This is a genomic window from Candidatus Amarolinea aalborgensis (assembly GCF_900491745.1).
Taxonomy (GTDB): domain Bacteria; phylum Chloroflexota; class Anaerolineae; order SSC4; family Amarolineaceae; genus Amarolinea; species Amarolinea aalborgensis.
On sequence record NZ_UETR01000003.1, the window covers coordinates 387,254 to 413,128 of the forward strand.

The 25,875-nt window shown below is 62.2% G+C and carries 21 protein-coding genes, 3 tRNA genes and 1 other RNA gene; 17 read left to right on the forward strand and 8 right to left on the reverse strand.

The features are described from left to right. Positions 1-2 precede the first annotated feature (2 nt). From ACPQ6D_RS06295 to ACPQ6D_RS06335, 9 genes are all read left to right on the forward strand, one after another. Positions 3-650, forward strand: a complete 648-nt coding sequence (locus tag ACPQ6D_RS06295) for a ribonuclease HII (protein ID WP_423223448.1) — start codon at positions 3-5, stop codon at positions 648-650. Beyond that, positions 647-1,012: a YraN family protein gene (locus tag ACPQ6D_RS06300; protein WP_423223449.1), complete on the forward strand. Its 366-nt coding sequence runs from the start codon at positions 647-649 to the stop codon at positions 1,010-1,012. Before ACPQ6D_RS06295 ends, ACPQ6D_RS06300 begins: the two co-directional genes overlap by 4 nt. Next, a complete protein-coding gene (miaA, locus tag ACPQ6D_RS06305; RefSeq protein WP_423223450.1) occupies positions 996-1,985 on the forward strand; it encodes a tRNA (adenosine(37)-N6)-dimethylallyltransferase MiaA in 990 nt (329 codons plus the stop codon). The genes ACPQ6D_RS06300 and miaA overlap by 17 nt, the downstream gene beginning before the upstream one ends. 13 nt (positions 1,986-1,998) lie before the next feature. After that, positions 1,999-3,330 (forward strand): CpXC domain-containing protein, encoded by a 1,332-nt coding sequence (locus ACPQ6D_RS06310; protein WP_423223451.1) that lies wholly within the window; start codon positions 1,999-2,001, stop codon positions 3,328-3,330. 417 nt (positions 3,331-3,747) lie between these two features. Continuing rightward, positions 3,748-4,221 (forward strand): transcription elongation factor GreA, encoded by a 474-nt coding sequence (gene greA / locus ACPQ6D_RS06315; RefSeq protein WP_423223452.1) that lies wholly within the window; start codon positions 3,748-3,750, stop codon positions 4,219-4,221. 2 nt (positions 4,222-4,223) lie between these two features. Then, positions 4,224-5,711 carry a lysine--tRNA ligase gene (gene lysS, locus ACPQ6D_RS06320; RefSeq protein WP_423223453.1) on the forward strand — a complete coding sequence of 496 codons (1,488 nt, stop codon included), beginning with the start codon at positions 4,224-4,226 and terminating at the stop codon, positions 5,709-5,711. Between the two features lie 58 nt (positions 5,712-5,769). Further along, positions 5,770-7,950: a glycoside hydrolase family 57 protein gene (locus ACPQ6D_RS06325; RefSeq protein ID WP_423223454.1), complete on the forward strand. Its 2,181-nt coding sequence runs from the start codon at positions 5,770-5,772 to the stop codon at positions 7,948-7,950. A gap of 246 nt (positions 7,951-8,196) precedes the next feature. Beyond that, positions 8,197-8,268 (forward strand) — tRNA-Gly (locus tag ACPQ6D_RS06330). Positions 8,269-8,342: 74 nt separating this feature from the next. Beyond that, a complete protein-coding gene (locus ACPQ6D_RS06335; protein WP_423223455.1) occupies positions 8,343-10,847 on the forward strand; it encodes a glycosyltransferase family 39 protein in 2,505 nt (834 codons plus the stop codon). A 73-nt stretch (positions 10,848-10,920) separates the two neighbouring features. On the opposite strand, the gene ffs is transcribed toward ACPQ6D_RS06335, so the two are convergent. From ffs to ACPQ6D_RS06350, 3 genes are all read right to left on the reverse strand, one after another. Continuing rightward, positions 10,921-11,186: signal recognition particle sRNA large type (gene ffs, locus ACPQ6D_RS06340), an RNA gene on the reverse strand. An 81-nt stretch (positions 11,187-11,267) separates the two neighbouring features. Next, positions 11,268-11,360: transfer RNA gene (locus tag ACPQ6D_RS06345), tRNA-Ser, on the reverse strand. Positions 11,361-11,526: 166 nt separating this feature from the next. Continuing rightward, positions 11,527-11,616: transfer RNA gene (locus ACPQ6D_RS06350), tRNA-Ser, on the reverse strand. 68 nt (positions 11,617-11,684) lie between these two features. On the opposite strand from ACPQ6D_RS06350, the gene ACPQ6D_RS06355 reads away from it, so the two are divergent. The 6 genes from ACPQ6D_RS06355 (at position 11,685) to ACPQ6D_RS06380 (ending at position 18,825) form a co-directional block, all read left to right on the forward strand. Then, entirely contained in the window at positions 11,685-12,527 is an 843-nt protein-coding gene (locus ACPQ6D_RS06355) for an oxamate carbamoyltransferase subunit AllH family protein (RefSeq protein ID WP_423223456.1), read from the forward strand. A gap of 69 nt (positions 12,528-12,596) precedes the next feature. Further along, entirely contained in the window at positions 12,597-12,824 is a 228-nt protein-coding gene (locus ACPQ6D_RS06360; protein ID WP_423223457.1) for a hypothetical protein, read from the forward strand. Between the two features lie 33 nt (positions 12,825-12,857). Beyond that, on the forward strand, positions 12,858-14,417 hold the full coding sequence (fdrA, locus tag ACPQ6D_RS06365; protein WP_423223458.1) for an acyl-CoA synthetase FdrA: 1,560 nt from the start codon (positions 12,858-12,860) through the stop codon (positions 14,415-14,417). A gap of 30 nt (positions 14,418-14,447) precedes the next feature. Then, on the forward strand, positions 14,448-15,839 hold the full coding sequence (locus tag ACPQ6D_RS06370; RefSeq protein ID WP_423223459.1) for a YlbE family protein: 1,392 nt from the start codon (positions 14,448-14,450) through the stop codon (positions 15,837-15,839). 294 nt (positions 15,840-16,133) lie between these two features. After that, positions 16,134-17,891 (forward strand): vWA domain-containing protein, encoded by a 1,758-nt coding sequence (locus ACPQ6D_RS06375; RefSeq protein ID WP_423223460.1) that lies wholly within the window; start codon positions 16,134-16,136, stop codon positions 17,889-17,891. 232 nt (positions 17,892-18,123) lie between these two features. Then, positions 18,124-18,825 (forward strand): Crp/Fnr family transcriptional regulator, encoded by a 702-nt coding sequence (locus ACPQ6D_RS06380; protein ID WP_423223461.1) that lies wholly within the window; start codon positions 18,124-18,126, stop codon positions 18,823-18,825. Between the two features lie 371 nt (positions 18,826-19,196). On the opposite strand, the gene ACPQ6D_RS06385 is transcribed toward ACPQ6D_RS06380, so the two are convergent. The 4 genes from ACPQ6D_RS06385 to ACPQ6D_RS06400 are packed head-to-tail and all read right to left on the reverse strand — an operon-like array spanning position 19,197 to position 22,886. Beyond that, the gene (locus ACPQ6D_RS06385; RefSeq protein ID WP_423223462.1) at positions 19,197-19,748 is read right to left on the reverse strand and encodes a zinc ribbon domain-containing protein; all 552 of its coding nucleotides are present in this window, start codon (positions 19,746-19,748) and stop codon (positions 19,197-19,199) included. A 10-nt stretch (positions 19,749-19,758) separates the two neighbouring features. Then, positions 19,759-21,753 (reverse strand): heme lyase CcmF/NrfE family subunit, encoded by a 1,995-nt coding sequence (locus ACPQ6D_RS06390; protein ID WP_423223463.1) that lies wholly within the window; start codon positions 21,751-21,753, stop codon positions 19,759-19,761. A gap of 31 nt (positions 21,754-21,784) precedes the next feature. After that, a complete protein-coding gene (locus ACPQ6D_RS06395; RefSeq protein WP_423223464.1) occupies positions 21,785-22,378 on the reverse strand; it encodes a TlpA family protein disulfide reductase in 594 nt (197 codons plus the stop codon). Next, positions 22,371-22,886: a cytochrome c-type biogenesis protein gene (locus ACPQ6D_RS06400; RefSeq protein WP_423223465.1), complete on the reverse strand. Its 516-nt coding sequence runs from the start codon at positions 22,884-22,886 to the stop codon at positions 22,371-22,373. Before ACPQ6D_RS06400 ends, ACPQ6D_RS06395 begins: the two co-directional genes overlap by 8 nt. A gap of 266 nt (positions 22,887-23,152) precedes the next feature. Between ACPQ6D_RS06400 and ACPQ6D_RS06405 the strand changes: the two genes are divergently transcribed. Next, a complete protein-coding gene (locus ACPQ6D_RS06405; RefSeq protein WP_423223466.1) occupies positions 23,153-24,049 on the forward strand; it encodes a L,D-transpeptidase in 897 nt (298 codons plus the stop codon). A 133-nt stretch (positions 24,050-24,182) separates the two neighbouring features. Then, positions 24,183-25,106, forward strand: coding sequence for a DMT family transporter (locus ACPQ6D_RS06410; RefSeq protein ID WP_423223467.1), 924 nt, complete (start codon positions 24,183-24,185; stop codon positions 25,104-25,106). Positions 25,107-25,224: 118 nt separating this feature from the next. On the opposite strand, the gene ACPQ6D_RS06415 is transcribed toward ACPQ6D_RS06410, so the two are convergent. Further along, a complete protein-coding gene (locus tag ACPQ6D_RS06415; protein WP_423223468.1) occupies positions 25,225-25,818 on the reverse strand; it encodes a hypothetical protein in 594 nt (197 codons plus the stop codon). Positions 25,819-25,875: the final 57 nt, after the last annotated feature.

Consider the following 25,875-nt stretch of genomic DNA (forward strand, 5'->3'; position numbering starts at 1 on the left):
CCATGCCTGACTTGAGCGAAGAACAACACCTGTGGCAGCAAGGCTACCGCTGCGTGGCCGGTCTGGATGAAGTGGGGCGCGGGTCGCTGGCCGGGCCTGTGGTGGCCGCGGCCGTGGTCCTACCGATCATGGATCACGTGCCCGCGGCGCTGCTCGATGTCAACGACTCGAAGCAGTTGAGCGCGCAGCAGCGTCAACGCCTGTCTGATGAGATTCACCAGGCCGCACGCGGCATCGGGGTCGGCAGCGTTTCCGCGGCCGACATTGATGCAATTGGCATTGCGGCCGCGACGCGACGCGCCATGACCCAGGCGTTGACGCAGTTACAGGACAATGGCATCGCGGCCGATTACCTGTTGATTGATTTCCTGACGCTGGCCCTGCCGCTGCCGCAGAAGGGGATTGTGAAAGGCGACTGTCGCTCCCTGTCCATTGCCGCCGCATCCATTGTGGCCAAAGTGGCGCGCGACCGTTGGCTGATAGCCCTGCATAGCGATTACCCGGCGTATGATTTTCAGCGCAACAAGGGCTACGGCACCGCGGCGCATCGGCAGGCCTTGGCCACGGTTGGGCCTTGCCCTGAACACCGGCGCAGTTTCGGCGGCGTGCTGCAAACGCCGCTGCCGCTGCCCGCAGAGCACATCGTATGACGACCGCCAGGCAAGGCTTGGGCGCACGCGGTGAACGGTTGGCGGCCGCTGAATTGCAGCGCCTCGGTTATGTCATCCAGGCCCTGAATTGGCGCTGCCGTTTTGGCGAAGTGGATCTGATCGCGCAGGATGACGCGGGCCTGGCCTTCGTTGAGGTGCGCACCCGCCGCGGCGAGCTGTTCGGGTCGCCCGAAGAATCGGTGACGACGGCCAAGCAGGCGCGCCTGGTGGCTGCGGCGCAAAGCTATGTGCAGAGCACGGGATGGGAAGGCGCGTGGCGGATTGACGTGGTTGCCATCGTGCTCGATCGCGCCGGCCATGTGCAGCGGATCACGGTGCTGAAGAATGCCGTCGGCGACTGAGCCGGCGGACATGCGGCCGCCGCTGATCGCCGTCGTGGGGCCGACCGCCGTGGGCAAGACGGCGCTGGCGCTCCGCCTGGCGCTGGCACTCAACGGCGAAATCGTTTCCGCGGACTCGCGCCAGGTCTACCAGGGCATGGACATCGGCACCGCCAAACCCACCGCCGCAGAACAGGCGCTGGTCCCGCATCACCTGCTTGAAATCGCGCCGCCAGAACGTGCGCTGACCCTGGCCGAGTTTCAGGGCCTGGCCTATCAGGCCATCGCGGATATTCAGCGGCGGGGGCGCGTGCCCTTCCTGGTTGGCGGCAGTGGGCAGTATGTGCGGGCCGTCTTGGAGGGTTGGACCGTCCCGGCGGTGGCGCCTGATCTTGACCTGCGCGCACGCCTGGAAGCGGATGCTGATCGCCTGGGCGCTGAATCGTTACATGCCCAATTGGCCGCGCTTGATCCGCCGGCGGCGGCGGCGATTGATGCGCGCAACGTGCGCCGCGTCATTCGGGCGCTGGAAGTTTGCCTGACCACCGGTCAGCCGATCAGCCGGCTGCAGATGCGACAGCCGCCGCCCTACCGCATCTGGCAGTTGGGGCTGACCCGGCCCGCGGCTGATCTCTACGCGCGGTTGGATGCGCGCGTGGACGCCATGCTGGCGCAAGGCTTGGTCGCCGAAACCCAGCGCGCGCGCCAGCGCGTGCTGGCGCTTGGACTATCGGCCGACCAGCCGGCGCTAACCGGCCTGGGCTACCGTGAAATTGGGCAGTACCTGGCCGGCGAATTGAGCCTGGATGCCGCGGTGATGGAGATCAAGCGCAATACGCGGCGCTTTGTTCGCCAACAGCGCAATTGGTTCCGCGCGAGCGATCCGACGATTCACTGGGTCGAGGCCGAACCCGATCCAACGGTGCGCATCATCGCCGAGATTCGGTCGTGGCTAACTAACAAACAAGAAAACGCATGGCTAAACAGCAGATGAAAGGAAGTCGAGCATGATTGCTCCCCAGAAAGTCGCGGCGCCCTGCCCCTATTGCCGGGCGACCGTTCCGGTTGAGGTTCACAGCATTGTGGATGTCGGTCAAGATCCGAATCTGAAGAACCAGTTCCTATCAGGCCGTCTCAATTCCGCGACCTGCCCAAACTGCCGACGCACGTTTCAAGTCGGCGGCGCCCTGCTCTATCACGACGGCAGCAAGGATTTCCTGGGGATCTATCTGCCGCACGAGGTCAACCTGGCAAACAAGGATCGGCAGCGCATCATCGGCGACCTCAACCGGCGCCTGATGGACAGCCTGCCGCCTGCACAGCGGCGCGCCTATCTCTTCCAACCGAAAGAGTTCATCACGCTCAACGGGATGGTGGAAGCGATCCTGGCCGCCGACGGCATCACGCCAGAGATGCAGCGCGTCCAGCGTGAGCGCATGCAGCTGCTGGAAACCATTCTGCGCGGCGCGACGACTCCAGACGCCTTGCAGTCCATGGCCAAGGAGTTCGACGCCAAATTGGACTTCGAATTCTTCAGTATGCTGGCGGCCATGGTGGAACAGTACGCGGCCGACGGCGATGCGCAATCGGCCAACCTGTTTGCCGCGTTGTACCAGCAGTTGTTGCCTTTCACCTCGTTTGGCGCCAAGGCCAAAGCGCAGCAGGAGGCCATCGGCCAGATCAACCAGCAAACGACACGCGACGAACTGCTCGACATGATGGTGGCCGGAGGAGACGACCAGCTGGAGGCTTTTGTCGCCGCGGGGCGCCCGTTGATTGACTATGGCTTCTACCAGAACCTGACTGGGCGGATCGAGGCGGCGCAGGCGGCGGGTGATGCAGCCGCCGCGCAACGCCTGACCTCCCTGCGCGAACGCACCCTGGCGCTGACTGCGCAGATTGACGAAGCCAGTCGGCAGATGCTCGAACAAGCCAACAATTTCCTGCTCGAGGTCTTGCAGGCGCCTGATCCGCAGGCCGTGTTGGAACAAAACTGGGAGCGCGTGGATGATGCGTTCATGCACGTGCTGGAAATGAACTTGCAGGCGGCTATTCAGCGCGGCAATCGGCCGGTGGCAAACCGGCTCAATGCCATCATGCAGTTGATTATGGAGCAGATGCAGTCCGCGCAGCCGCCGGAAGTGCAGTTCATCAATGAGCTGTTGAGCGTCGAGTATCCGGGCGGCACGCGCAAGCTGTTGACCGCGCGCCGCGAGGAGCTGACGCCTGATTTTCTGGCGGCCCTGGAGCGAGTCGCCGACTTGATGGAGCAGCAGGGTCAGCCGGAAGTGGGCAAGCGTCTGCGCGACATTCGCGGGCAAGCTGCGCTGGTCGTTTGATCAGCGCGCCAGGCTGCGGCAGAGGAGGGGCCAGGCCTCGCGCCTGGCTCCCCCTCCGCAGCCCAGGTTAGACAGCTTGTCATTTCAACTGGGGTCATGTATAATAATGGCGTTTATCAATGCTGCCGGTTTCTTCGGTCTCCCTTCGCGTTTAGTGCAGCGGTCACATTATCCAAACCAGGCTCGATAGAAGACGGCGCCAGCGGCGCTGGTCTTTTTTTGTTCACACACGCGCCGCAACAACCGCATGCGACGAACGCGCCAGCTTGGTCAGGCCTGGGTCGCAGACTACCGAGAGATCGAACGCATAAGCGCTGAACAGGTTTACATTCAGGGTCTTGATGAGCGTTTTGAGAAGCGCCCATCGCAGACGGCCACGGTCAACGCCGTGATCATCAAGTTGCACGAGAGAGGACGATGGCGAACAACAAAGAAGTGTATTTGACACCCGAAGGTATTCAGAAACTGCGTGAGGAACTAGAATACCTGCAGACGGTGCGACGAGCCGAAGTAGCGCACAAGATTCACGAAGCCAAAATGGATGGCGATGTTTCTGAGAATGCAGGCTACGACGAGGCCAAGAACGAGCAAGCTTTCGTCGAAGGGCGGATCAAGACCGTTGAACGTTTGATCGCCGGCGCCGTTGTGATCGAGGACAATCAGCACAAGACCCACGTTGCCCTCGGCGCACGCGTGACCGTGCGCGACCTCGAATTCGACGAAACCGAGACGTACGTCATCGTCGGTTCCGCGGAAGCCAATCCAGCCGAAGGGCGCATCTCCAATGAGTCGCCGATGGGCCGCGCGTTGATGGGCGGCCAGGTAGGCCAGCGCAAGCCGATCAACACTCCAGGCGGCGCAATCACCGTTGAAATTGTTGAGATAGAGTAATCGTGTTCGAAAACCTGAGCGATCAAGAACAGGCCAGGCGCGACAAGCTGGCGCGGCTGCAGGAACTCCGCATCCCAGCCTATCCCGCGCGCTGCCAACGCACCCACACCGCGCAGGAAGCCATCGCCGCGCTGGAGACCGCGGAAGCGGCCGGCGCGGTTGCGGACACCGTCTGGTTGACCGGGCGCCTGGTTGCTATCCGCATGATGGGCAAGGCCTCGTTTGCCCATATCGAGGATGGCAGCGGACGCATTCAGTTGTTCATTCGCCAAAACGAAGTCGGCGAGGACGCCTACGAGAACCTTCTGAAGAAGCTGCTCGACTTGGGCGATTTCGTGGAAGCGAGCGGCCCGCTCGTGCGCACAAAGACGGGTGAACCAAGCTGCCAGGTGCAAACGCTGCGCCTGCTCAGCAAGGCGCTGCACCCGCTGCCAGACAAGTGGCACGGCTTGCGCGATGTCGAGACGCGTTACCGCCAGCGCTACGTAGATTTGCTCGCCAATCCTGATGTACGGCGCACGTTTGTGACCCGCGCGCGCCTCGTCAGCGCCATTCGCCGCTATCTGGACGACGCAGGCTTCCTGGAAGTTGAGACCCCAATCCTGCAGCCGATTTACGGCGGCGCGGCTGCGCGACCCTTCGTCACCTTTCACAACCAACTCAAGCAGGAGTTGTTCCTGCGCATCTCGTTTGAGCTCTACTTGAAGCGCTTGTTGGTCGGCGGCATCGAGCGCGTGTACGAGATCGGCCGCGATTTTCGCAACGAGGGCATCAGCTTCAAGCACAATCCTGAGTTTACGCAGCTCGAATTCTACGAAGCCTACACCGACTACAACGGCATGATGCGACGCTGCGAGGATATGATAGCTGCGGCGGCGTTGACGCTGAACGGTCACACGCGCCTGACCTACCAGGGGCACGAGCTCGATCTGGCGCCTCCCTGGGGTCGGATCACCATGCGGGATGCCATTCGCGACGCCATCGGACTCGACTACGCGGACTATCCTGACGCATCCAGCCTGGCCGAAGCCATGCGCGCGCAGGGCCACCAGCCTGATCCCCATTCCAACCGCGGCAAGTTGATCGAAAGTCTCTTTGCCGCGCACGTAGAGCCGAATCTGATTCAGCCTACGTTCATCCTGGACTACCCGGTGGAGATTTCGCCATTGGCGAAGAAGAAGGATGGCGATCCCAGCACCGTCGAGCGCTTCGAATACTTCATCGGCGGCATGGAAATGGGCAACGCCTTTTCCGAGCTGAACGATCCGCTCGATCAACTGCAGCGCTTTCTCGACATGGGCCGCGCGTTGGATGCCGGCGATGAGGACGCCCAGCCGCTGGATGAGGACTTTGTCACGGCCCTTTGCTATGGCCTGCCGCCGACCGGTGGATTTGGGACGGGCATTGATCGCCTGGCGATGCTCTTCACCGATCAACCAACCATTCGGGAAGTGATCCTGTTCCCACATCTCCGCAGCAAAGAATCCTAGCCACAGCCTGCTGGGCCAGGCTCTGCCGCTCGTGGCCGTCAGAACGTTGAGGTATACAATGCCGTATCCACTCTATGTCGCCTTTGTCTGGCATATGCATCAGCCCTACTACCGTGTACCGGGCCAGATCGAAGCCTCACTGCCCTGGGTGCGCTTACATGCCGCCAAAGACTATCTGCATATGCTCGAAGTGCTGCAGAAGTACCCGAACGTGCATGCCACGTTCAATATGGTGCCTTCACTCACCGAACAACTGCTTGACTATGCCGCCGGTCGCCTGACCGATCGCGTCATGTCCCTGGCGCAGCGCAGCACCTGGAGCGAACAAGAAAAAGCGTACCTCGTCAATATCTGCTACAGCGTGAACTGGCCCAACATTGCCCGCCGTTACCCTCGCTACAATGAGCTGATCGAGCAGCGCGACAAGGCCGTGGCCAATCCCCACGCGTTGTCCGATGCTGATTATCGGGATCTCATTACCTGGTTCAACCTGGGCTGGACAGACCCCAACTGGCTTGAAAGCGACCCGCAGCTGCGCGCGCTGGTGCATAAGGGTCGCGGCTTCACCGCAGCCGACACCATGACCATCATCCACAAACATCTGAGAATGTGCGGCCTGGTCATCGAACGTTATCGGCAGCTCGAAGCTGACGGGCAGATTGAGCTCATCACATCGCCTTATTACCATCCCATCTTGCCGCTCTTGGTAGACAATCGTCATGCTCAGCGCGCATCGCCCGGCCTTCCGCTGCCGCCGCCAGGCTACAACTTCTCTGCGCCTGCGGATGCCGAGTCGCAGTTGAATCAGGCGATCGCCAGCCACACACAGCATTTTGGCCGCGCCCCGCGCGGCCTATGGCCCGCCGAAGGCGCAGTCTCGCCGGAAATCGTGCCCTATGTGCAGGCCGCGGGCGTGCGCTGGCTGGCCTCGGATGAGGAAATTCTGGCGCGCAGCCTGAACCTGCCCCTGGTTCGTGATTATGAAAAGCTCATCACCAACCCCGAAGTGTTTTATCAGCCCTATCGGCTGACGATCAACGGCCAACCTGGTCCGGCCATGATCTTCCGTGACCATGAAATGTCGGACCGCCTCGGTTTTCTCTACCAGAACATCCACGGCGTACAGGCGGCCGATGACCTGGTCACCCGGTTGCAGTGGGTGCATTGGCGCTTGGGCGACACGCAGCCGTTCCTCCTGTCAATCATCCTGGACGGTGAAAACTGCTGGGAATGGTACGAGCATAACGGCGACGTTTTTCTCAACAGCCTCTACGAGCGCCTGCAGCGCAACACCGACCTGCGCGCCGTGACCGTGAATGAATACCTGGAAATGCACCCCACGCGGGCAGAGCTGTCAAACCTGGCAACCGGATCATGGATTCGCGCCGACCTCACGACGTGGATCGGCGATCCAGAACATACGCGCGCATGGAGCGCCCTGGCCCGCACCCGAGCCGACCTGGTTGCCTGGCAAAACTCGGCGCAGGACATTGAGCCAGCCCAATTAGCGCGCGCCTGGCAGGCTCTTTACATCAGCGAAGGCAGCGATTGGTTTTGGTGGTATTCACGTAACAACTCATCGGATCAAGATCTGCTGTTCGACCAGACCTTTCGCGCCAACATGGCCGTGGTTTACGAGATCATTGGGCTGCCGCTGCCGGAATGGGTCGTGACGCCGATTGCCCAGGGCGGCCGCTTGTTGTCGAGCCAACGCCAGGCCTCGACGCAGATTACGCCCCCGCTGCGGGCCGCAGCCGACGCTGCGCCCGACTGGAACGGCGCGGCCATCATTCAAGCGAAAGCCGCCAGCGGCGCTATGCAGCGCGCGGACAGCCGCCCCGGCGCACTGCAGATCATCCGTGTGGGCTATGACGATGACGCGTTGTACCTGCGCTTGGAACTGGCTGCGCGCGCCGCGACCACCGATGTCGGCGTCAATCTGAGCATCGAGACCCCCGGTCATCCGCCCATCGCCTGGGGTGTTCGCCTGATGGCGTCGGAGGGGGCGGCGCACTTGCACCAACAAACCAGCGCGGGCTGGCAGCACGTGGGCGCCATTCCCACGGCGGTCGGGGAACGCGTCATTGAAATGGCGGTCCCGCTCAGCTGGCTTGACCTGACCTTTGGCTGCACGATGTATATTCAGGCCGACGCCAGCGACGATCGCCGACGCGTCGTCAGCCTGCCGCCCGAGGGGCCGCAAGCTATGACGTACACAGCCCTGTCCAAGCAAGGATAGACGCCTCCCTGGCATTGGCGTGGGGGTGGCCGTCCCTACCCCGGTCTAGCCGGAACCGAACTGCTCACACAAAGACACGAACCAAGCCCTTGGCGTCTTTGTGGCTTTGTGTGAGGATTCCGTGCTCGCTGTACGGAATTTCACTATCAAGATACTACGGTGCAGCCGTCCCCGTATTTGGAACGGCGGAGCGTGATGCAATCCATTTGCGGGAAGCGGCGGGATGTGGTAGAATTCGGCTTGGTTGCGGGTGTAGCGCAGGGGTAGCGCAACTGCTTCCCAAGTAGTGAGTCGTGGGTTCGAATCCCATCACCCGCTCAAAAGACTCCAGTTGCCCGGGCAACTGGAGTTTTCATTTGCTCTACGGCTGCATGATCGAGTATTCGGGTTTCATGAACCAGCGCACGCGTCTCGTCCTACTGCTGACCATCCTCCTGGCATTTGCGTTGCGTCTTCAACACCTCGGCGCGCAGAGCCTCTGGTATGACGAGACCGTCAGCCTCACGTTGGCCCGCGAATCGCTGCCCGATCTGCTGGCGCACACCGCACGCGACATTCACCCGCCGGGCTACTATCTACTGCTGGCTGCATGGTTGCGCATCGCGCCTTCGACGCTAACGCCAGAATTCATCAGCGCCTTCTTTTCGCTAAGCGCCGGCATCCTGCTCTTGCCCCTCACCTTCGTCTTGGGCCGTCGCCTACGGCTGCCGGCTGCGGTCAACAGGCTGGCCTGCCTTCTGTTGGCAACATCGGCCTATCATGTCTGGTACAGCCAAGAGGTGCGCATGTACACGCTGGGCGCAGGGTTGGGGCTGCTCAGCGCCTGGGGCCTGCTGCGCACACAGCCCTCGGCTGCAGCATCGGATCACAAGAACGACGGCCCGGGTCGCCGCGGCTGGATTGTGTACGGCGCGGCGGCCGTTGCCGGTTTGTACACCCTCTACTACATGGCCTTCCTGCTCTTGACGCTCAACCTGCTCTGGTTTGGAGGCTACCTTGCGCGCCGCCAGAGAATCCCCTGGCGTCCCTGGCTGCTGACCCACGCAGCGATCCTGCTGGCCTACACCCCGTGGTTGCCTACAGCCTGGCGTCAAGTCACCGATCCGCCGGTGCCGCCGTGGCGCAGTGCTGTCTCCCTGGTCACTGTGCTGCGCGAAAGCCTGCTGGCTCTTGGCTTTGGGCAAGGGCTTCCGCTTGTCTTGGCTGGCGTAGGCCTGGCCTTGCTGGCCGTGCTGATCGCAGCAGCCAGCGCGTGGCCAAAGATTGCGGCGCGGACAACGGACGAACAGGCGGTCGCGCTGGCGGCGCGCCCGACTCTCTTTTTGCTCGCCTACACCTTCGCGCCCGTGGCCCTGATCGAGTTGGTTTCAGTGCTGCGCACGCCTCTCTATCACGTGCGTTATGTCTTCACCTACGCGCCGCCATTCAGTCTTTTGTTGGCGCTCGGCGTCGTCAGCCTTTGGCGCTGGCGGCTGCGCGCCGGCCGGCCTCTGGCGGTCGTCGCCTGTGCAGGCTTGATCCTGCTCAGCGCTCTGTCCATGCAGCGCGCCTGGAACGACCCTGCACTGGCTGCGGACGACCATCGCGCGGCGGTTCGTTTTCTGTCCAGCCGTTGGCGCCCCGGCGATGTGATCCTGGTCAACGCGGGTTACGCCTACACCGCGCTCTTGACCTACTGGGATCAACCGATTGCCTGGCGCGGCCGCCTGGCCGATCTGTCGCCAGCCACAGCGCAAGGTCTTGCGGACGCGCCGGGCGCGGTTATTGTGCAGATGGGAAGCGTGGATGGCCCCGCCAACCTGGGCTGGGGCGATCCACGCGCCGATTTTTACGCCATCACGGCGGATGAAGCGCGCCGCCGCTTGACCGAATTAGCCGTCGCTTTCCCGCGCCTGTGGCAGTACCGCATCTACGACACGGTCACGGATCCGCAAGGCCGCGTGCGGGACGCGCTGACCACATGGCGCTTGTTCGAGGATGATGTCTTCAGTGGAGAAGCGAATCTGCGCGTGCAGGGGTTCTGGAGCCCGCAAGCCATCGCGGCGTCGCCAACGTTCCAATGGCAGGTTGCCTCATGGCTGCGCGTCAGCGCAAGCGCGCAACCGACCGCCACACTCAGTTCCGGGCAGACTCTGCGCGCGAACCTGCGGCTGCAGCGGGCGCCGGGACAGTCCGGTCAGGCTGTGGCCCTGTCGCTGCGCCTGGTTGACGAGGCCAACCACGTGTGGGCGCAAGCAGACGAGCCGGTGGGCGGCAATCAACGGGACCTGGTCACGCTGACCAACGAGGAAACACTGCCGCAGCCGCTCCGTCTGCAGATTCCCATCGGGACGCCGCCAGGAGACTATCGGCTGCTGGTCATTTTCTATGATCCGACCAGCGGGCAAGCGCTGCCCGTGACTGATGCGACCGCGCCCACAGAGGCAGATGCGCTGGTCTTGGGCAGCGTCGCGTTGACGCCCCACGCGCAGCCGCCCCAACAGCCCGTCCTGGCGGCGTTCGGCCCCCTGTCGCTGCTCACAGCCTCCTCGCCGGCCACGATGATTAGCCGCGGCGATGCCGTTCCGGTGACGCTCCTGTGGCAGGCTGACCAATCGGTCATGCGCCCAACCGTGGTTGTTGTGGTACAATTGCTCGACCGGGACGGCCAGGTCGTTGCCAGCCAGGAAGCGCAGCCTGCATTTGGCCGCTATGCCACATCACAGTGGCTGCCTGGCGAGATGGTACTCGATCAGCAAACCCTGGGCACGCCGCAGACGCTGCATGGCGGCGTGTACCGTTTGATTGTGGGGCTTTATCGTGCCGCCGACGGTCAGCGGCTGCGCAGTCGCTGCGGCGTGCTGCCCTGGATGACGTGCGACGCGATCGAGGTCAAAACCGTGCGCGTGCGAGAATGAGGAGAGGAATCAAGGGCGGGGCAAAAAGAACTGCGGATGATCAGCGATCACCCGCAGTTTCGACAAGTCCTGGTCGTGCACCCCTTCTCGAACGGCCATCCTGGCTTACTGGTACCAGCTGGCTCAGGCCAGGCAGCCCCGTGGCACCCAGGAGAAACCGCTTAGTGCTGCTACCTTTCGGTCCTGACACGATTCACAGGCTCCCGCCGCACAGGACCCAACCATCAACGCTGCTCAGCCCCGCAGTCCCCGAATGGACGAAGGCCCTCAAAGGGGAATTCAACCCCGCCTATAGCGGATTTCGGGTACAAGGCACCGCTAGCGCCCCGTCTAGCACGACCAGGTTCATCTTACCTGATTCAATTCGCTTTGTCAAAGAAAACAACAGCCCTCGCCGTGGACACACGGCAAAGGCTGTGTTGGCGGAGAGGGAGGGATTTGAACCCTCGAGGGCCATAAAGACCCTACGCGCTCTCCAGGCGCGCGCACTAAACCGAACTATGCGACCTCTCCTCGTCGCGGCGCAGATTATAACAGGCAAGGCCTGTTTGGCCAAATAACAAGCGGCTTGCACTGCTCAAACGGCATGATACGGGTCATGGCGGTGGGAGCTTGGGTCATGCACAATGACACGACAAAAAAGTGCGGTGCACGTAATCACGTACACCGCACCTCTGAATGGCGGAGAGGGAGGGATTTGAACCCTCGAGGGTATTAGCCCTACGCGTTTTCGAGACGCGCGCACTCAGCCGAACTATGCGACCTCTCCCCGAATCGGGGCGATTATAGCACAGCCATTGGGTTGTCGCAAAAGCATTGGGGGCGAACGATCAACCGATGATCACCCGACCGGCGGGCCACGCGTTGTCCGCCATCTGCATTGGCCCGCTGGCGCATGCTGTGTTGGCGCAGCAGCCGCCGCCTGCCGCGGCCGTGTTGAGCGCGCATCGCCAGGTCGTCAATCTCATGACCCCAACCGGCGACCTGTTGACATTGGCGGCCGCGGCGATGGGCGCCGGGCCTTTCAACATCATCCTGGACCGATGGCCGGCGGGCATGATGGATTTGGCGCCTGGCCTCGCCGCGACGTTGACAGCGTCCAGTCTGCACATCGGGGCATGGCGCATTGACCTGGAACAGGCCCAATGCTGGCATCTGCAGCCAAGCTGGCGTCAGTTGGCGCACGCGCCAGCCCTCGTCGAAGGGATCGCTGCGCTGCGGCGCTGCCTGATGCATGAGCCAGCCTGGCCGTTAGCCCGCCATCTCGACCGCACCACGGCGCTTGCCTTGCAGGCGCGGGTTGACGCGCTCAGGCTGGCGTCCACGACCACCGCGCAGGCCGACGCGCTGGCGGCGCTGATCGGGCTTGGTCCTGGCCTCACGCCGGCCGGCGATGACTGGCTGGCCGGGTGGCTGATCCGTTGGCGCCTGGACGCGGCGCATGCCGACGCCGCAGCCGCCCCGCCCCTGTGCACAGCGGATCTGGGGGGAACCACGCGGCTCAGCCAGGCTCTCCTGCGCGCAGCTTACGCAGGCTGGGTGGACGCGGCATGGCAGAATTTGTTGGCCGCGCTGTCGTACAACCACGCGGGCGCGATTCACCAACACGCGCGCCGCATCTTGCAGCACGGCGCCACCTCTGGCTGCGCCATGCTGGCCGGGTTCTTGCACAGCATCTAGGGCGCACAGGCCGCCAGCTTCTGCGGCGGCGAATGCTGCGCCTATCACAAAGGCAATAGGAGTTCACTCTTGACGAAATCATCACAACCGCAGCGCCTGTCGGCTGGGCGCCGCATCTACAGTTTTTTCTTTTGGATCGTTGTCTACGTGGTAGGCATGGCCGCGGGCAGCGGCCTGGCCTGGTTCTTTGGGGCCGGCCTTGACCTGCAAATTGCGGTCGGCTTTTTCGGCGGCGTCATTCTGCTCTTCGTTACCAACCGCTGGGTTCGCCGCGTCAAATTTCCCGCGCAACGCTAAAACATCTTCGACAGAAGAACCAAAGGAGGGTCAATGCCGACTCGAACACTGATCAAACGCTCAGAATACTACGATTCGGTCACGCTGATGCTGGTCGCCAAAGCCCTGCTGGAAGGCCCAGGCGTCGAGGATGCGGCCGTGGTCATGGCGACGGCCGCCAACCGGGACATCCTGGCGCAAGCCGGTCTGCTGGTGGGAGAAGCGCTGACCGCCGCGCCGGATGACCTTGTGATTGCGGTGCGCGCGATTAGCGATGACGTGTGTGACCAGGCCCTGACCTCAGCCAATGCGCTGCTCATCGCAAGCCGCAAGCGCGGCGCGGCGACCGGGGCCGCGCGGCGCTCGCGCGGCCTGGCCGCGGCGCTCAAGGATCATCCGAGCGCCAATGTGGTGGTGGTCTCCGTGTCCGGGCAATACGCCGGCCAGGAAGCGCGCACGGCGTTGGCGCACGGGCGCCACGTGCTGCTCTTCAGCGACAACGTGCCCCTGGCCGAGGAAATTGCGCTCAAGCAGATGGCGCAGCAGCGCGGCCTCCTGATGATGGGGCCGGATGCCGGCACCGCCATCGTCAATGGGATCGCGCTTGGTTTTGCCAACGCCGTGCCGCGCGGACCCGTAGGTGTCGTCGGCGCCGCGGGCACCGGAATCCAGGGCGTTACCAGCGCGCTGGCGCGTGGGGGCGTAGGCATTTCACAGGCGCTGGGCACCGGGGGCCGCGACCTGAAAGCTGAGGTCGGTGGATTGATGATGCAGCAGGGCCTGGCCGCGCTCGTGGCCGACCCGATGACGGAAGTCATTGTGCTCATTTCCAAACCCCCGGCGCCTGACGTCACGACCGCCGTCCTACACCTGGTGGGCGGCAGTCACAAACCAGTGGTTGTCTGCTTCCTGGGCGGCGATGCGGCGTTGATCGAGGCTGAGGGCGGCATCGCGGCTGGGTCGCTGGAAGAAGCCGCGCGGCTGGCCGCGGCGCTGGCGCAGGGCCAGGCTGCGGCCGCGGCGAAGGGCAAGTTCCACCGCGAGCTGCTGGCGCTGGCGGATGTAGCCCAGGCTGCGCGCGGGACGCTGAAGCCTGAAGCGCGCTTCATCCGCGGGCTATTCTGCGGCGGCACTTTCTGCTACGAAGCGCAAATGCTCCTGCTGCAGCATCAGCCAGAGGTTTACTCCAACGCCCCCTTCCCCGGCGCCAAGCAGCTTCCCAGCGCGCTCGCCAGCCGCGGTCATAGCTGCGTTGACTTGGGCGAGGATGAATTCACCCAGGGGCGCTTGCATCCGATGCTCGATCCCAGTCTGCGCAACAAGCGCCTGCTGCAAGAAGCGGCCGATCCAAGCGTGGGCGTGATCCTACTGGACGTGGTGCTGGGCTACGGCGCGCACGAAGATCCAGCGGGCGCAGTCGTCGAAGCGATTCGTGAGGCGCAGCAGCGCCTGACGGCTGAAAAACGCACTATCGCCTTCGTGGCATCTGTGTGCGGCACGGCCGACGACCCGCAGAACCTGAGCGATCAGGAGGCCAAGCTGCGTGCAGTCGGCGTGTTGGTTGTGGAGAGCAATGCCGCGGCCGCCACTCTGGCCGGTATGATTGTTCGCTGAGCGCCGCGCCACAAAGGAGTCAAGGGGACGATGGAGAAAATACTCGAGCTTTTTTCACAGCCACTCAAGCCGGTGAATGTGGGGCTGGAATCCTTCCTGGACAGCATGACGAGTCAGGGCGCTGAGGTGGTCGCGGTGGACTGGCGACCGCCCGTGCCTGGTTATGTCGAGTTGACGCACACACGCGGCGGCGTTGACATCGAAGCCGCCAACGACGAGGCCCTGCGGCGCATCAACGCCGGGCGTCCCATGCTGGTGGACATGGGCATTGCGCGCGACGCCATTCCGGGCTACCATGCGCGGCTCATCTGCCATGCTGGCCCACCCATCACCTGGGAGCGGATGTGCGGCCCGCAACGCGGAGCCGTGATGGGCGCAATCCTATACGAAGGCTGGGCGGACACGCCCGAAGCCGCCGCCGCATTGGCGGCATCGGGTGACATCGAATTCGCGCCCTGCCACCATTACCACGCCACCGGGCCGATGGCCGGCATCATCAGTCCTTCGATGCCCGTTTTTGTGCTGCGCAACGACGAATTTGGCGCGGCTGCCTATGCCACGCTGAACGAGGGCCTGGGCAAAGTGCTGCGCTACGGCGCCTACGGAGCTGACGTCATCGCGCGGCTGAAATGGATGGAGCAGACGCTCTATCCGGCCCTGGCGCGTGCGCTGAGCCGACGGGGACCGGTTGATTTGCGCAGCATGATTGCGCAGGCGCTGCACATGGGCGACGAATGTCACAATCGCAACAAGGCCGGCACCTCGCTCTTTCTGCGCGCCATCGGTCCGGCCCTGGCCGAGACCTCCGATGGCGCGACGACGGCGGCGGTCCTGCGCTTCATGGATGGCAACGACCACTTCTTCCTAAACCTCTCGATGCCGGCCATGAAGGCCATGCTCCTGCCGGCCGAAAACATCGAGGGCTGCACCATCGTGACGACGATGGCGCGCAACGGCACCGATTTCGGTATTCGGGTCAGCGGCGCCGGCCAGCGCTGGTTCACCTGCGAATCGGGCATGCCGGTTGGTCTTTTCTTTCCTGGCTTCACGCAGGCCGACGCCAATCGCGACATCGGCGACAGCACCATCACCGAGACCGGCGGCATTGGCGGCTTTGCGTTGGCTGGCGCGCCAGCCATCGTGCAGTTCGTCGGCGGTACACCCACGGACGCGCTGAATGCCACCCTGGAGATGTACGAAATCTGCGCCGGAGAGCATGCCAGCTTTACAATCCCAGCGCTCAATTTCCGCGGCACGCCGCTTGGCATTGATGTACGCAAGGTCATGGCTAGCGGCCTGACTCCCCGCCTGAACACAGGCATTGCGCACAAAGAAGCCGGCGTGGGCATGGTAGGCGCCGGGCTGCTCACCGCGCCGCTCGACTGTTTCAAGGCGGCCTTTGCCGCGCTCACGGCATTGTAAGCGCCTGGTAGATTGTCTGGAACTTACGCCTGCGCGACTGCGTCCACAAGGCGCAGTTCTGCAATGATCCCCTGCCTCATGTGACTAGCCGCCACATCATCGTGGCCCGGCGCTGAACGCTGCCCCGTTCAGCGCCGGGGGCAGCGGCGGCCACGGTTGAGCCAGGCCGAGGATTGCGCGGCGGCCGCCTTGATGGAGCCTGCCGCCACCAGGCAAACAGGAGAAAGATCTACCATGTCTGCGCATTGTTTGTTTTCAGCCCATCGTAGTCGTTGCGGCGTTCGCCGCGTGCCCATGGCGATTTCCATCGCCACGCTGCTTGTCGTGCTGGCGGTTACGGTGAGCGCATGCGCCCCAGCCGCATCCAATTCCACGGCCACACCGACGCCCGAACCGAGCGCGACGTCCACGCCAGCGCCCGAACCGAGCGCGACGTCCACGCCAACCAGCCTGCCCACAACGCCCGTTCAGGCCACCGTGCCAGTTCAGGCCACTGTGGTGATCCAGGTCATGCCAACGCCCTCACCCGGGGCATCGGGACAAAAAGACACCCAGGTCTTTCCGCTGCAGATAGCCCCTGCGCCACGCACGGGCTTGCCGCCGCAAATGGCTCCGGCGCAAGTCACACCCTGCTGCTCCACCGGCGGCAGCACCACGGTGAACGGCGAGCCGTATGATGCTACTTTCTTCGAGAACTACGGCACCAATCCCTTCATTGATACGGAGGACGACCATCTTTCGACTTTTGCCCTGGATGTGGACACGGCATCCTACACGGTCGTGCGTCGCTTTTTGCGCGACGGCAACTGGCCTGACAAAGACGCTGTGCGCGTCGAAGAGATTCTGAACTACTTCACCTGGAACTACCCTGATCCGGAGCAGGGCGATTTTGGCATCTACCTGGAAGGGGCGCCGTCGCCCTTCGGCGGCGACAAGTATTGGCTGGTCAAAATTGGCGTGCAAGGCCGTCACGTCACCGCCGAACAACGCCAAGACGCCATGCTGACCTTTGTGATTGATGTCTCTGGCTCCATGGGCGCGGAGAACCGCCTGGGCCTGGTGCAGCGTTCCCTGCGCCTGCTGGTGAACGAGCTGCGTCCGACGGATCGTGTTGCGATTGTGGTCTACGGCAGCAATGCGCGTCTGGCGCTGCCCCCCACCAGCGGTCGTGAGCGCGACGCCATTCTCGGCGCCATTGATCGGCTAGAACCAGAGGGCGCCACGAACGCGGCCGCAGGCCTGCAACTGGCCTATGACGTGGCAAGCCAGGCGTACCGTGAGGGCGGCATCAACCGCCTGATCCTGTGCTCGGATGGTGTGGCCAATGTGGGGATCACCGACGCCAACGGCATTTTGAGTACGGTGGAGCGGTTTGCGCGGCTTAACATGGCCCTATCCACCGTCGGTTTTGGCATGGGTAACTTCAATGATATCCTGATGGAGCAGTTGGCAGACAAGGGCAACGGCGCCTACGCTTATGTAGACACGTTGGAAGAAGCGCGGCGCATCTTTGTCGAAAACCTGACCGGCACGCTGCAAACCATCGCCAAGGACGCCAAGATGCAGGTTGAATTCAACCCGCAGGTGGTCAGCCGTTACCGGCTCCTGGGGTATGAGAACCGGGACGTAGCCGACCAGGACTTCCGTAACGACAGGGTGGATGCCGGCGAAGTGGGCGCCGGGCACAGCGTCACGGCGCTGGTCGAAATCAAATTCCACGAGGGCGCGCCCACCAACGGCCAGGCCCTGGTGGCTCGAATTCGCTACCAGAAACCAGAGACCGGCGAGGTGATCGAGCAAGAGGCCTCCCTGGCCGGCGAAGACTTCCAGGCGCGCTTCGAGGCCGCCTCGGCCGAGTTTCAGGCGGCGGCCGCCGTGGCTGAATACGCCGAAATCCTGCGCCAGTCGTACTGGGCCAAGGAAAGCCGCATGACCGACGTGCTGGCCCTGGTGCGGCGTCTGCAGGACAACCCGGCGCATCAGGGAGTGTTGGCAGAACAGATGATGGACTTCAGCAGTCTGGTCGCTCAAGCGGCTGGCCTGCAGCGATAGCATCGGACCCTGCGGGGCGCAGATTGGCGTCTGCGCCCCCGCCGCCGACCCACATCCGCCTCTTTGTCTGCACCACCTGGGCATGTGATCCTCTTGTTTGACTGTGCGCGACCCCTGAAATCGCTGAACGCAGCGCGGCTTGCTTGCTCACACTTCGCACGCGTGGTATAATTTGGCCGTTGTCTGCAGAACAACGCCACACGCAACCGGGACCGAAAGCAGCGAGCAAGCAATGGATAAACTCCAGTTCAATATGGTACAGGTGGTCCGCACGGTCCCCCTCTTTAGCTCGCTAAGCTCTCCGGATTGGGAATCGGTTGCAGAACTCCTCAGCGGTCATTGCTTCCCCAAGGACGCCTACGTTTGTTTTGAAGGCGATCCGCCTGAGGCCCTGTTCGTCGTCTGGATGGGCCAGATCAAGCTCCTGCGCCACTCCGAGCAGGGTCGCGACGTGGTATTGGATGTCATTGGCCCCGGCCACATGTTTGGTGAAATGGCCGTTCTGGATGGCGCGCCCTATGACACGACAGCGCAGTGCCTGGAAGATTCCGCGGTGGTCACGATTGCGCGCCGCGACTTCTTTGAGTTGGTTCAGCGCTATCCTGCACTCTCCATGGCCGTCATCGGAGAGTTGAGCCGGCGTCTGCGCAACGCGACCGACCTGGTGCGCAGCCTGGCTGTGGATCGAGTCGAGCAGCGCATTGCCCGCGTGCTGCTAAAACTGGGCAATGCCACGGGCCGCGTCACGCCAGAAGGCCTGACCATTGACATTCCTCTCACGCGCCAGGACGTGGCGGACATGACCGGCACGACGGTCGAAAGCGCCATTCGCGTCATGAGCAAACTGCGCCGTCAGAACCTGATCACCACCCATCGCGGGCGCGTCGTCCTGACCAACGTCGCAGAGCTGCGCGTCGTCGCGGAGAAGTGGTAGACGCCAGCCGCCGATCGTCTTATCAAATTCGGATAAAATCTAAGCTGCCAGCTATTGACAAATGCCCCTATTTGTGATATGATTCACATGCCGGTGAGTTTGGGTCTGTAACGGTTGAATACGCATGAATCCGGATCGTATTGTGCAACCGGCGACGAGCAGTGGGGGGCTTGGAGTCAGTTGTGATCCAGGGTTGATGGGTCTTTCAAACTGTGAATGACCCGACTCAGTAGGTTGGTTAGGCACCTGTCTGTTCATCGGTACCTCCTTTCGGTGAATGCCCGGCGTTGGGGGACGCCGGGCATTTGCTTGGTCAGAACAAAAAAGCGCACCGTGTTGGTGCGCTTTCTCTTTCGTTTAGGCCAACTGGGTCATACCGCCGCGCCGCACGCGCCGCAGAAGCGGTCGGCCGGCCGCAGCGGCTGGCCGCACTGACCGCAAAAACGCCGTGCGCCGGTCGCTGGCGCCAACGACTGTCCATTGACGCGCTGAGCCGCAATTTCTGCTTCCAGTCGTTCTCCTAGATCAGCGGTAGCTGCAGGGCGAGCAACTGGTGAGCGGCGGAGCGCAGCGATTTGCGTCTCGATTTCCTCATCGAGCGTCGCAGCCTGTCTCTGGCGCTGAACTTTGCCGGCAGCCTGCTGCTCGGCCTTGAAAGCGTCCAGCCTCTGCATAGCCTGCAAGGCTTGTTCACGCAGTCGCCGGTCGTAGACCGGAAAGTCTTCGGCCGACACCTTGCCGGTTTGCTGATCGAACTCCAGGTCTTTGATGGCCTTGAGCGCAGCATCTCGCTGCGCCGTCAGTTCGGCCATCGCGTCCGTGCTGGTGGTCAATCCCTGGAGATAGCCGGCGCTGACCAACGGCCAGGCCACGATGGCGATAACGACCGCTGCAATCAACACCATCACAAGTGCAGTTATCAAGACAAGTCTCCTACGCGCGTTTAGGCTGTACGCTTGATGGCATAGAAGCTGATACGCGCATCGCCTGGGTGTGAGGCCAGAGCGATGTCAAGGTGCCCAAGGCCAAAACCAGGCCGCCCAGCCACAAGAAGATCATCAGGGGATTGACAAACACCTTGAACGACGCGCTCTCGCCGTTCCCCTCCCAACCGGCAAGCACGGCATACAAGTCCTCCGCGGGGAAGATCCGCAGGCCCACTTCGCTGGTCGGTTGGTCTGGCGTCTTGAAGTACAGGTTCTTCTGCGGCTGCACCACGCCAATATCTTTGCCGTCACGCGTGACCATGAGCGGAGCCAGCACTTCCGTGTGCGTGGGCTGCGCCACTTGACGTAGCCCCTGATAGGTCAGAACATAGTTCTTGATCGTGAGGCTTTCACCGCGTTTGAGGGTGCCCTGCGTTTCAAGTTGGAAAAAGGTGTTGCCGATAATGCCCAGAGCCATCATGATGATGCCCAGGTGCACGATGTAGCCGCCATAGCGGCGTTGGTTCTTCTGCGTCAGGTTGATCAGCGCGCGCAGCCACGATTCGCCGGTAATACGGCGTCGGGCGCTGGCGCCGCGCGCAAACTCCTGCACGATTGTTGCCAGCACGAAGGTGCACAAGGCAAATCCAACCAGAGGCAGGGCGTCGCGGATGCCCAGGACAAAGAGCAAGACCGGGACCGCGGCTGTAGCCAGCAAGGGCCACTGAAAATTGGCGCGCAGCGCTTCACGCGTCGACCGACGCCAGCCCAACAGCGGCCCGGCGCCCATCAAGATCAACAGCACGATCAAGATAGGGCCATTGACTTTGTTGAACCAGGGCGCGGCGACGGAGATTTTGTTGCCAGTAAGCAGTTCGGAGAACATGGGGAACGTGGTGCCAAAAAACGTCGCAAAGGCGATGCCGACAAAGACGACGTTATTGAACAAGAAGCCAGATTCGCGGCTGAGCATAGAGTCAAGCTCATTGTCGCTGCGCAGCATGGGGAGGCGATCGAGCAGCAGCCAAAGATAGCCGAAAATCGAGAGGGCAATGAAACTCAGGAAGATCGGGCCGACGTTGCTCAACGCAAACGCATGCACGGACTCGATGACGCCGCTGCGTGTGATGAACGTGCCAATCAGAACCAGCTCATAGGTCAAAAAGACCAGGACCAGGTTCCAGACCTTGAGCATGCCGCGACGTTCCTGAATCACGATCGAGTGGAGAAAGGCTGTCGCCGTGAGCCAGGGTAAGAGGCTGGCATTTTCGACCGCGTCCCAGGCCCAATAGCCGCCCCAGCCAAGCTCAATGTAGGCCCACTGGCTGCCCATCAGAATGCCAAGCGAGAGAAAAAGCCAGGGGACAAGCGTCCAACGGCGGATGGATCGAATCCAGGTGTTGCCAAGCTGTTTGGTGGCCAGCGCGGCCACGCCGAAAGCAAAGGGCACGGCCATACCCACGTAGCCCAGGTAAAGGCCGATAGGATGAATGACCATCCAGTAGTTTTGCAGAAGGGGATTGAGCCCGGTGCCGTCTGCGGGCACAAAGCCCAGTTTCTTGAACGGGTTGGCCGCGAAAATGACGATGACCAGGAAAAAGGCCGTCGTGGTGAGCAGGGTCGCGATGACATAGGGCATCAACTGGCGGTGCTGGTTGCGAAAACCGATCATGGCCAGGGTTGAATAGCCGGATAGAATCAGAGTCCAGAAGAGCAATGAGCCGGCCTGTCCGCCCCACAGCGCGGAAAATTTGTAGAAGACGGGTAGATTGCGCTCGACATGGCTGGCCACATACTCAAATTGGAATTGATTCGTCAGCAGCGCAATCCACAATAACACGGCGGCCGTCAACACCAGGGCTGCAACGACAAAAACCGCGTTGCGCGCGCTGGCAACAATCGCCAGATCATCACGGCGGGCGCCAATCATGGCGAGGGCAACGCCAATGATAGCAACCACCAATGCCAGGGCAAGCACGGGAAAGCCCAAGTCTAGTAACATGCGAATATCTCCTTTGCTGAGCAGCAATCGCTCATTTGCAGCTTCCACCTGCGATCAACCGATCCAAGCAGGCGCGCAGCTCTGAATCGGACAGAGGGCCAATTTTGAACCAATCCACCGTTCCGTCAGGTTTGATAAAGAAGGTTTCGGGTACGCCTTGGATGCGATAGCGTCGCGCGATCTCGCTGCGGAGGTCTGGTCCATTGGGATAGGTAATCTTGAACTGCTGCAGGTAACGCATGGCCGCCGGTTCCTGGTCCAGGTAATCGGCGCCAATGAAGACAACATTCTTGTCCGCGTAGTCTACAGCCGCCTGTTGCAGCGTCGTCGCCTCTTCCTTACAGGGATCGCACCAACTGGCCCAGAAGTTGAGAACGACATGTTTGCCTTTCAAATCCACCAGGGCAACTTTGTCGCCCAGATTGCCCTGGAAACCACGAAAGAGCGCCAGGGTGAAATCGGGCGCCTGGCCGCTGGATGGACGCGGCGCTTCACGTTTGGCGACCAGGGCATAGGCAAAGAAGGCAATGAAAAGCACAGCAATGCCAATCACGGCCCAACGCACGGCCTGGCCGCTCGAGCTGCGCGTGGGGACGACCGATGAATCGAGTGATGAGTTAGTCAATCTTCTTCAACTCCTCTTGTAGGCGGCTCAATTGCTCAGCCGGCAAATCAGAAAGATGGGACGCCGGGGCAACAGCTGGCGCGGCCCGCGGTCGCCTGGTCCAACGGCGCAGGATGTAGAAGACCCAGGCCGCGCCTAGAATGACGGCGGCAAACGGAAGCACCCACGCCAACCAGTTGAAACCCTGGCGGGGCGGCTCGCCCAAAACTTGGGGGCCGTACTGCTCAATGAAGTAGGCGCGGATTTCGTCAGCGCTGGCGCCAGCCGCCAATTTCTCGGCAATCACCTCGCGCATCTGCTCGCACGCCTTGAGCTCGCACGTATCGAGGCGCACACTGTTGCAGAGAGGACACCACAGCTCCCTGGCAACGGCGTTCACTTGCTCGGCCGTCACCGGCTGCTGGGCCAGCGAAGCGGTTGGCATCCCAAGCACCAGCGTCACGAGAGCACTCGCCAGGACAATCTGCGGCCAAGAAACAGTACGCCGTCTTATCAGTCGAAAGATCATGTCTCACCCTTGAGTCTCAGGAATTGATACCCGCCGATTATACCACACGCAAAAGGCATTGCCAACCTGTTTTTGTCGCCGCACAAAATCAGTGTTTTGCTTGATTTTACATGACAACGTATTCTGGTATACTTGGAACATGCTTGATCTTGAGGCATAATTTCCTTAAGCTCTCGCTGCTCGGCAGCGCCGGTAGAACGATCTCTACTGCTCGGGGGTGCTGCTGGGTCAGGCTGCGATCATCCAATCAGGATTGAGGAGGAATCATGCATCGTCGTCTGCGTTTGACATTGATCATGGTCATCATGGCCGCCAGCATCCTCGTGGGCGCTGGCACGGCCGCGGCCAGTACACCCGAGCAGGCCATTGTCAACCGGCCTGCCCAGGAAGGCGGCGTCATATACGTTGTGCGCGCTGGCGATAGCCTGGGACGTATCGCGGCGCGTTATGGCATTAGCGTCCAATCGCTCATGCGCGCCAACGGCATTCGTAATGCGAACTTCGTCTACATTGGTCAGCGACTGAGCATTCCTGGAACCAACGCCAACGGCAGCAGCATCATCCCGTCCGGTTCGACGCCCGCATCAACCGCGCCTGGAACCTACATCGTGCGGCGCGGCGACACCTTGGCTTCGATTGCGGCGCGCTTTGGCACATCCGTCAGCCGGCTCATGCGCGCAAACAATATCGCCAATCCGAACGTGATTTATGTCGGTCAGCGCTTGATCATTTCAGGCGGCGGAACTGGCGGCGGAACTGGCGGTGGAACTGGCGGCGGAGGTGGCGGAACGACGCCTCCCCCGGCTGTGGCTGGCCGCTGGATTGACGTGGACCTCAGCGCGCAACGCCTGGTGGCTTACGAAGAAAACCGCGCCGTCTTCAGCACCCTGGTCAGCACCGGGCTGCCCCGCACGCCAACCGTTCAAGGCCGCTTCAAAATCTATATCAAGCTGCGCTCGACCACGATGACCGGCCCAGGCTACCGTTTGCCGGGTGTGCCATACACAATGTACTTTTACGGAGGCTATGGCTTGCACGGCACCTATTGGCACAACAACTTCGGCCACCCCATGAGTCACGGGTGTGTCAATCTGCGCACGGCGGATGCCCAGTGGCTGTTCAACTGGGCCCCGGTCGGCACCGTCGTCAACGTTCACCAGTGAGATAAATAACGGTTGCATCTCCGCTGGCGCCCAACCCGCCGAGATGCAACCGTTGTCACGTGAAATCTGCTCAGGTCAAGGTTGAAACAACGCTGCCCATGCCGTCTGCCCTTATGATGAGCCACCCACGGCCTTGAAATCGAGACCCTTTCGCGGCTGGTACGCGGATCTCGTTCTGTTGGCTGTCGCTGCCATCTGGGGCGGCACCTTCGTGACCGTCCAGGATGCCGTGGCGACCTTCCCTGTAATCACGTTTCTTGCCATTCGCTTTTCACTGGCAACGCTGGTTTTCTTGCCCCTACTGCGGCGCAACCGGCGCTCCACATCCACTGGCATCCCTGCTCCACGCCAGCGGCACGTTCTTCTGCCAAGCCTGCTCATCGGCATCGCCTTGTTTGCCGGCTACGCCTTTCAGACCTACGGCTTGCGCTTTACGACGCCAGCCAAGGCCGGATTTATCACCGGCATTGCCGTGGTGCTGGTGCCGCTCGGCTCTGCGATCTTCCTCCGGCGTCCTCCCAGTGCTGCTGCGGTGATTGGGGTGGCGCTGGCTACCGTCGGTTTGGCGGCGCTGACGCTCAACCGCGACCTGAGCATTGCCCCAGGCGATCTCCTTGTCCTTGGCTGCGCCGTCTCCTTCGCCGCGCAAATCCTGCTCGTCGGGCGTTTTGCCCCGCATTTCGATGCCGTAGCGCTCGCCGCCGGTCAAATTGCTGCCGTGGCCGTCTTGAGTTGGTTAGCGGCGCTGGTCGTGGATGGAGCGCCCAGGTGGCCGGCTGGCAACGTCTGGTTTGCCGCCGCGTTCACCGGCATCCTGGCGACGGCCTTTGCCTTCTGGGCGCAAACCATGGCGCAGCGTTTTGCCAGTCCAACCCACACGGCGTTGATCTTTGCAACTGAGCCTGTCTTTGCGGCTATCTTCAGCTTCTTGCTGATTGATGAACAGCTCACCGCGCGCGCGCTGCTCGGATGCGGCTTGATCCTCGCCGGTATGCTGATCTCAGAGTTGGGTGTATGGCCGCGGCCGCGCAACGACGAGGCTTCCAAGCTGACGTGAAAATCGGCCGCGGAGGAACGCAGAGCGTCACCGATTACCTGTTTTCATTCACGGTTGTGCGCGGCGCGCATGGGCAACTGACGTGAAAGTCGGATCGTTCTCCCCGCGCGAGGCCGCCCTAATCGTCATCCTCGCCGCTCTTGGGCAGCCCATAAAGCCACCAATAACGATCCGCCGGGTAAAGGCCGCGCAAGCCAGGGTCGAGGAGAAAAGCGCCGTCTCGCCAAACATGACGCAGTTGGCTGTCCAGGCGTCGCAGATGGCCCTGTTCAGCCAGGATGTCGAAACTGGCGGCGGCCGCCTCATCGAACAGCAGCGCCAAGCGCACGCGGGCGCGCACCTCCGCCGGATAGGTGCTGGCGCAGCCGCCGCGGCGGAAGCACTCATCCATATACCACCGCCACGAATCCAGGTTGCTCTTGATTTCCTTGCGCACAAATGACTCCCACTGCGCAGGATAGGTGCGCCGAGCCTCCTCAACGCCCGCAGCCAGGCGTTCGACGCGCGCGCGTTCATCCGGCGTCAGCGCGGCCGATCGGAATTGCAGCAGTTGCAGGCGGCTCAGCACCCCACCCAGGGTCATCTTGGGCTGCTGCGTGCCTAGTGGGGTTTGCACTACAACCTGGCGAAAAAGGCGGTCCCCCAGCAAATAATCCGATAGCTCGGCCGCCATGGCCTCAGCCACAAGAAGTTCCATTGTCAATTGGCTCATACGTGCTCCCTTCTCTGTCTTGCCCACCGCGGGCGCCGCCCAGGTGGGATAGCCAGC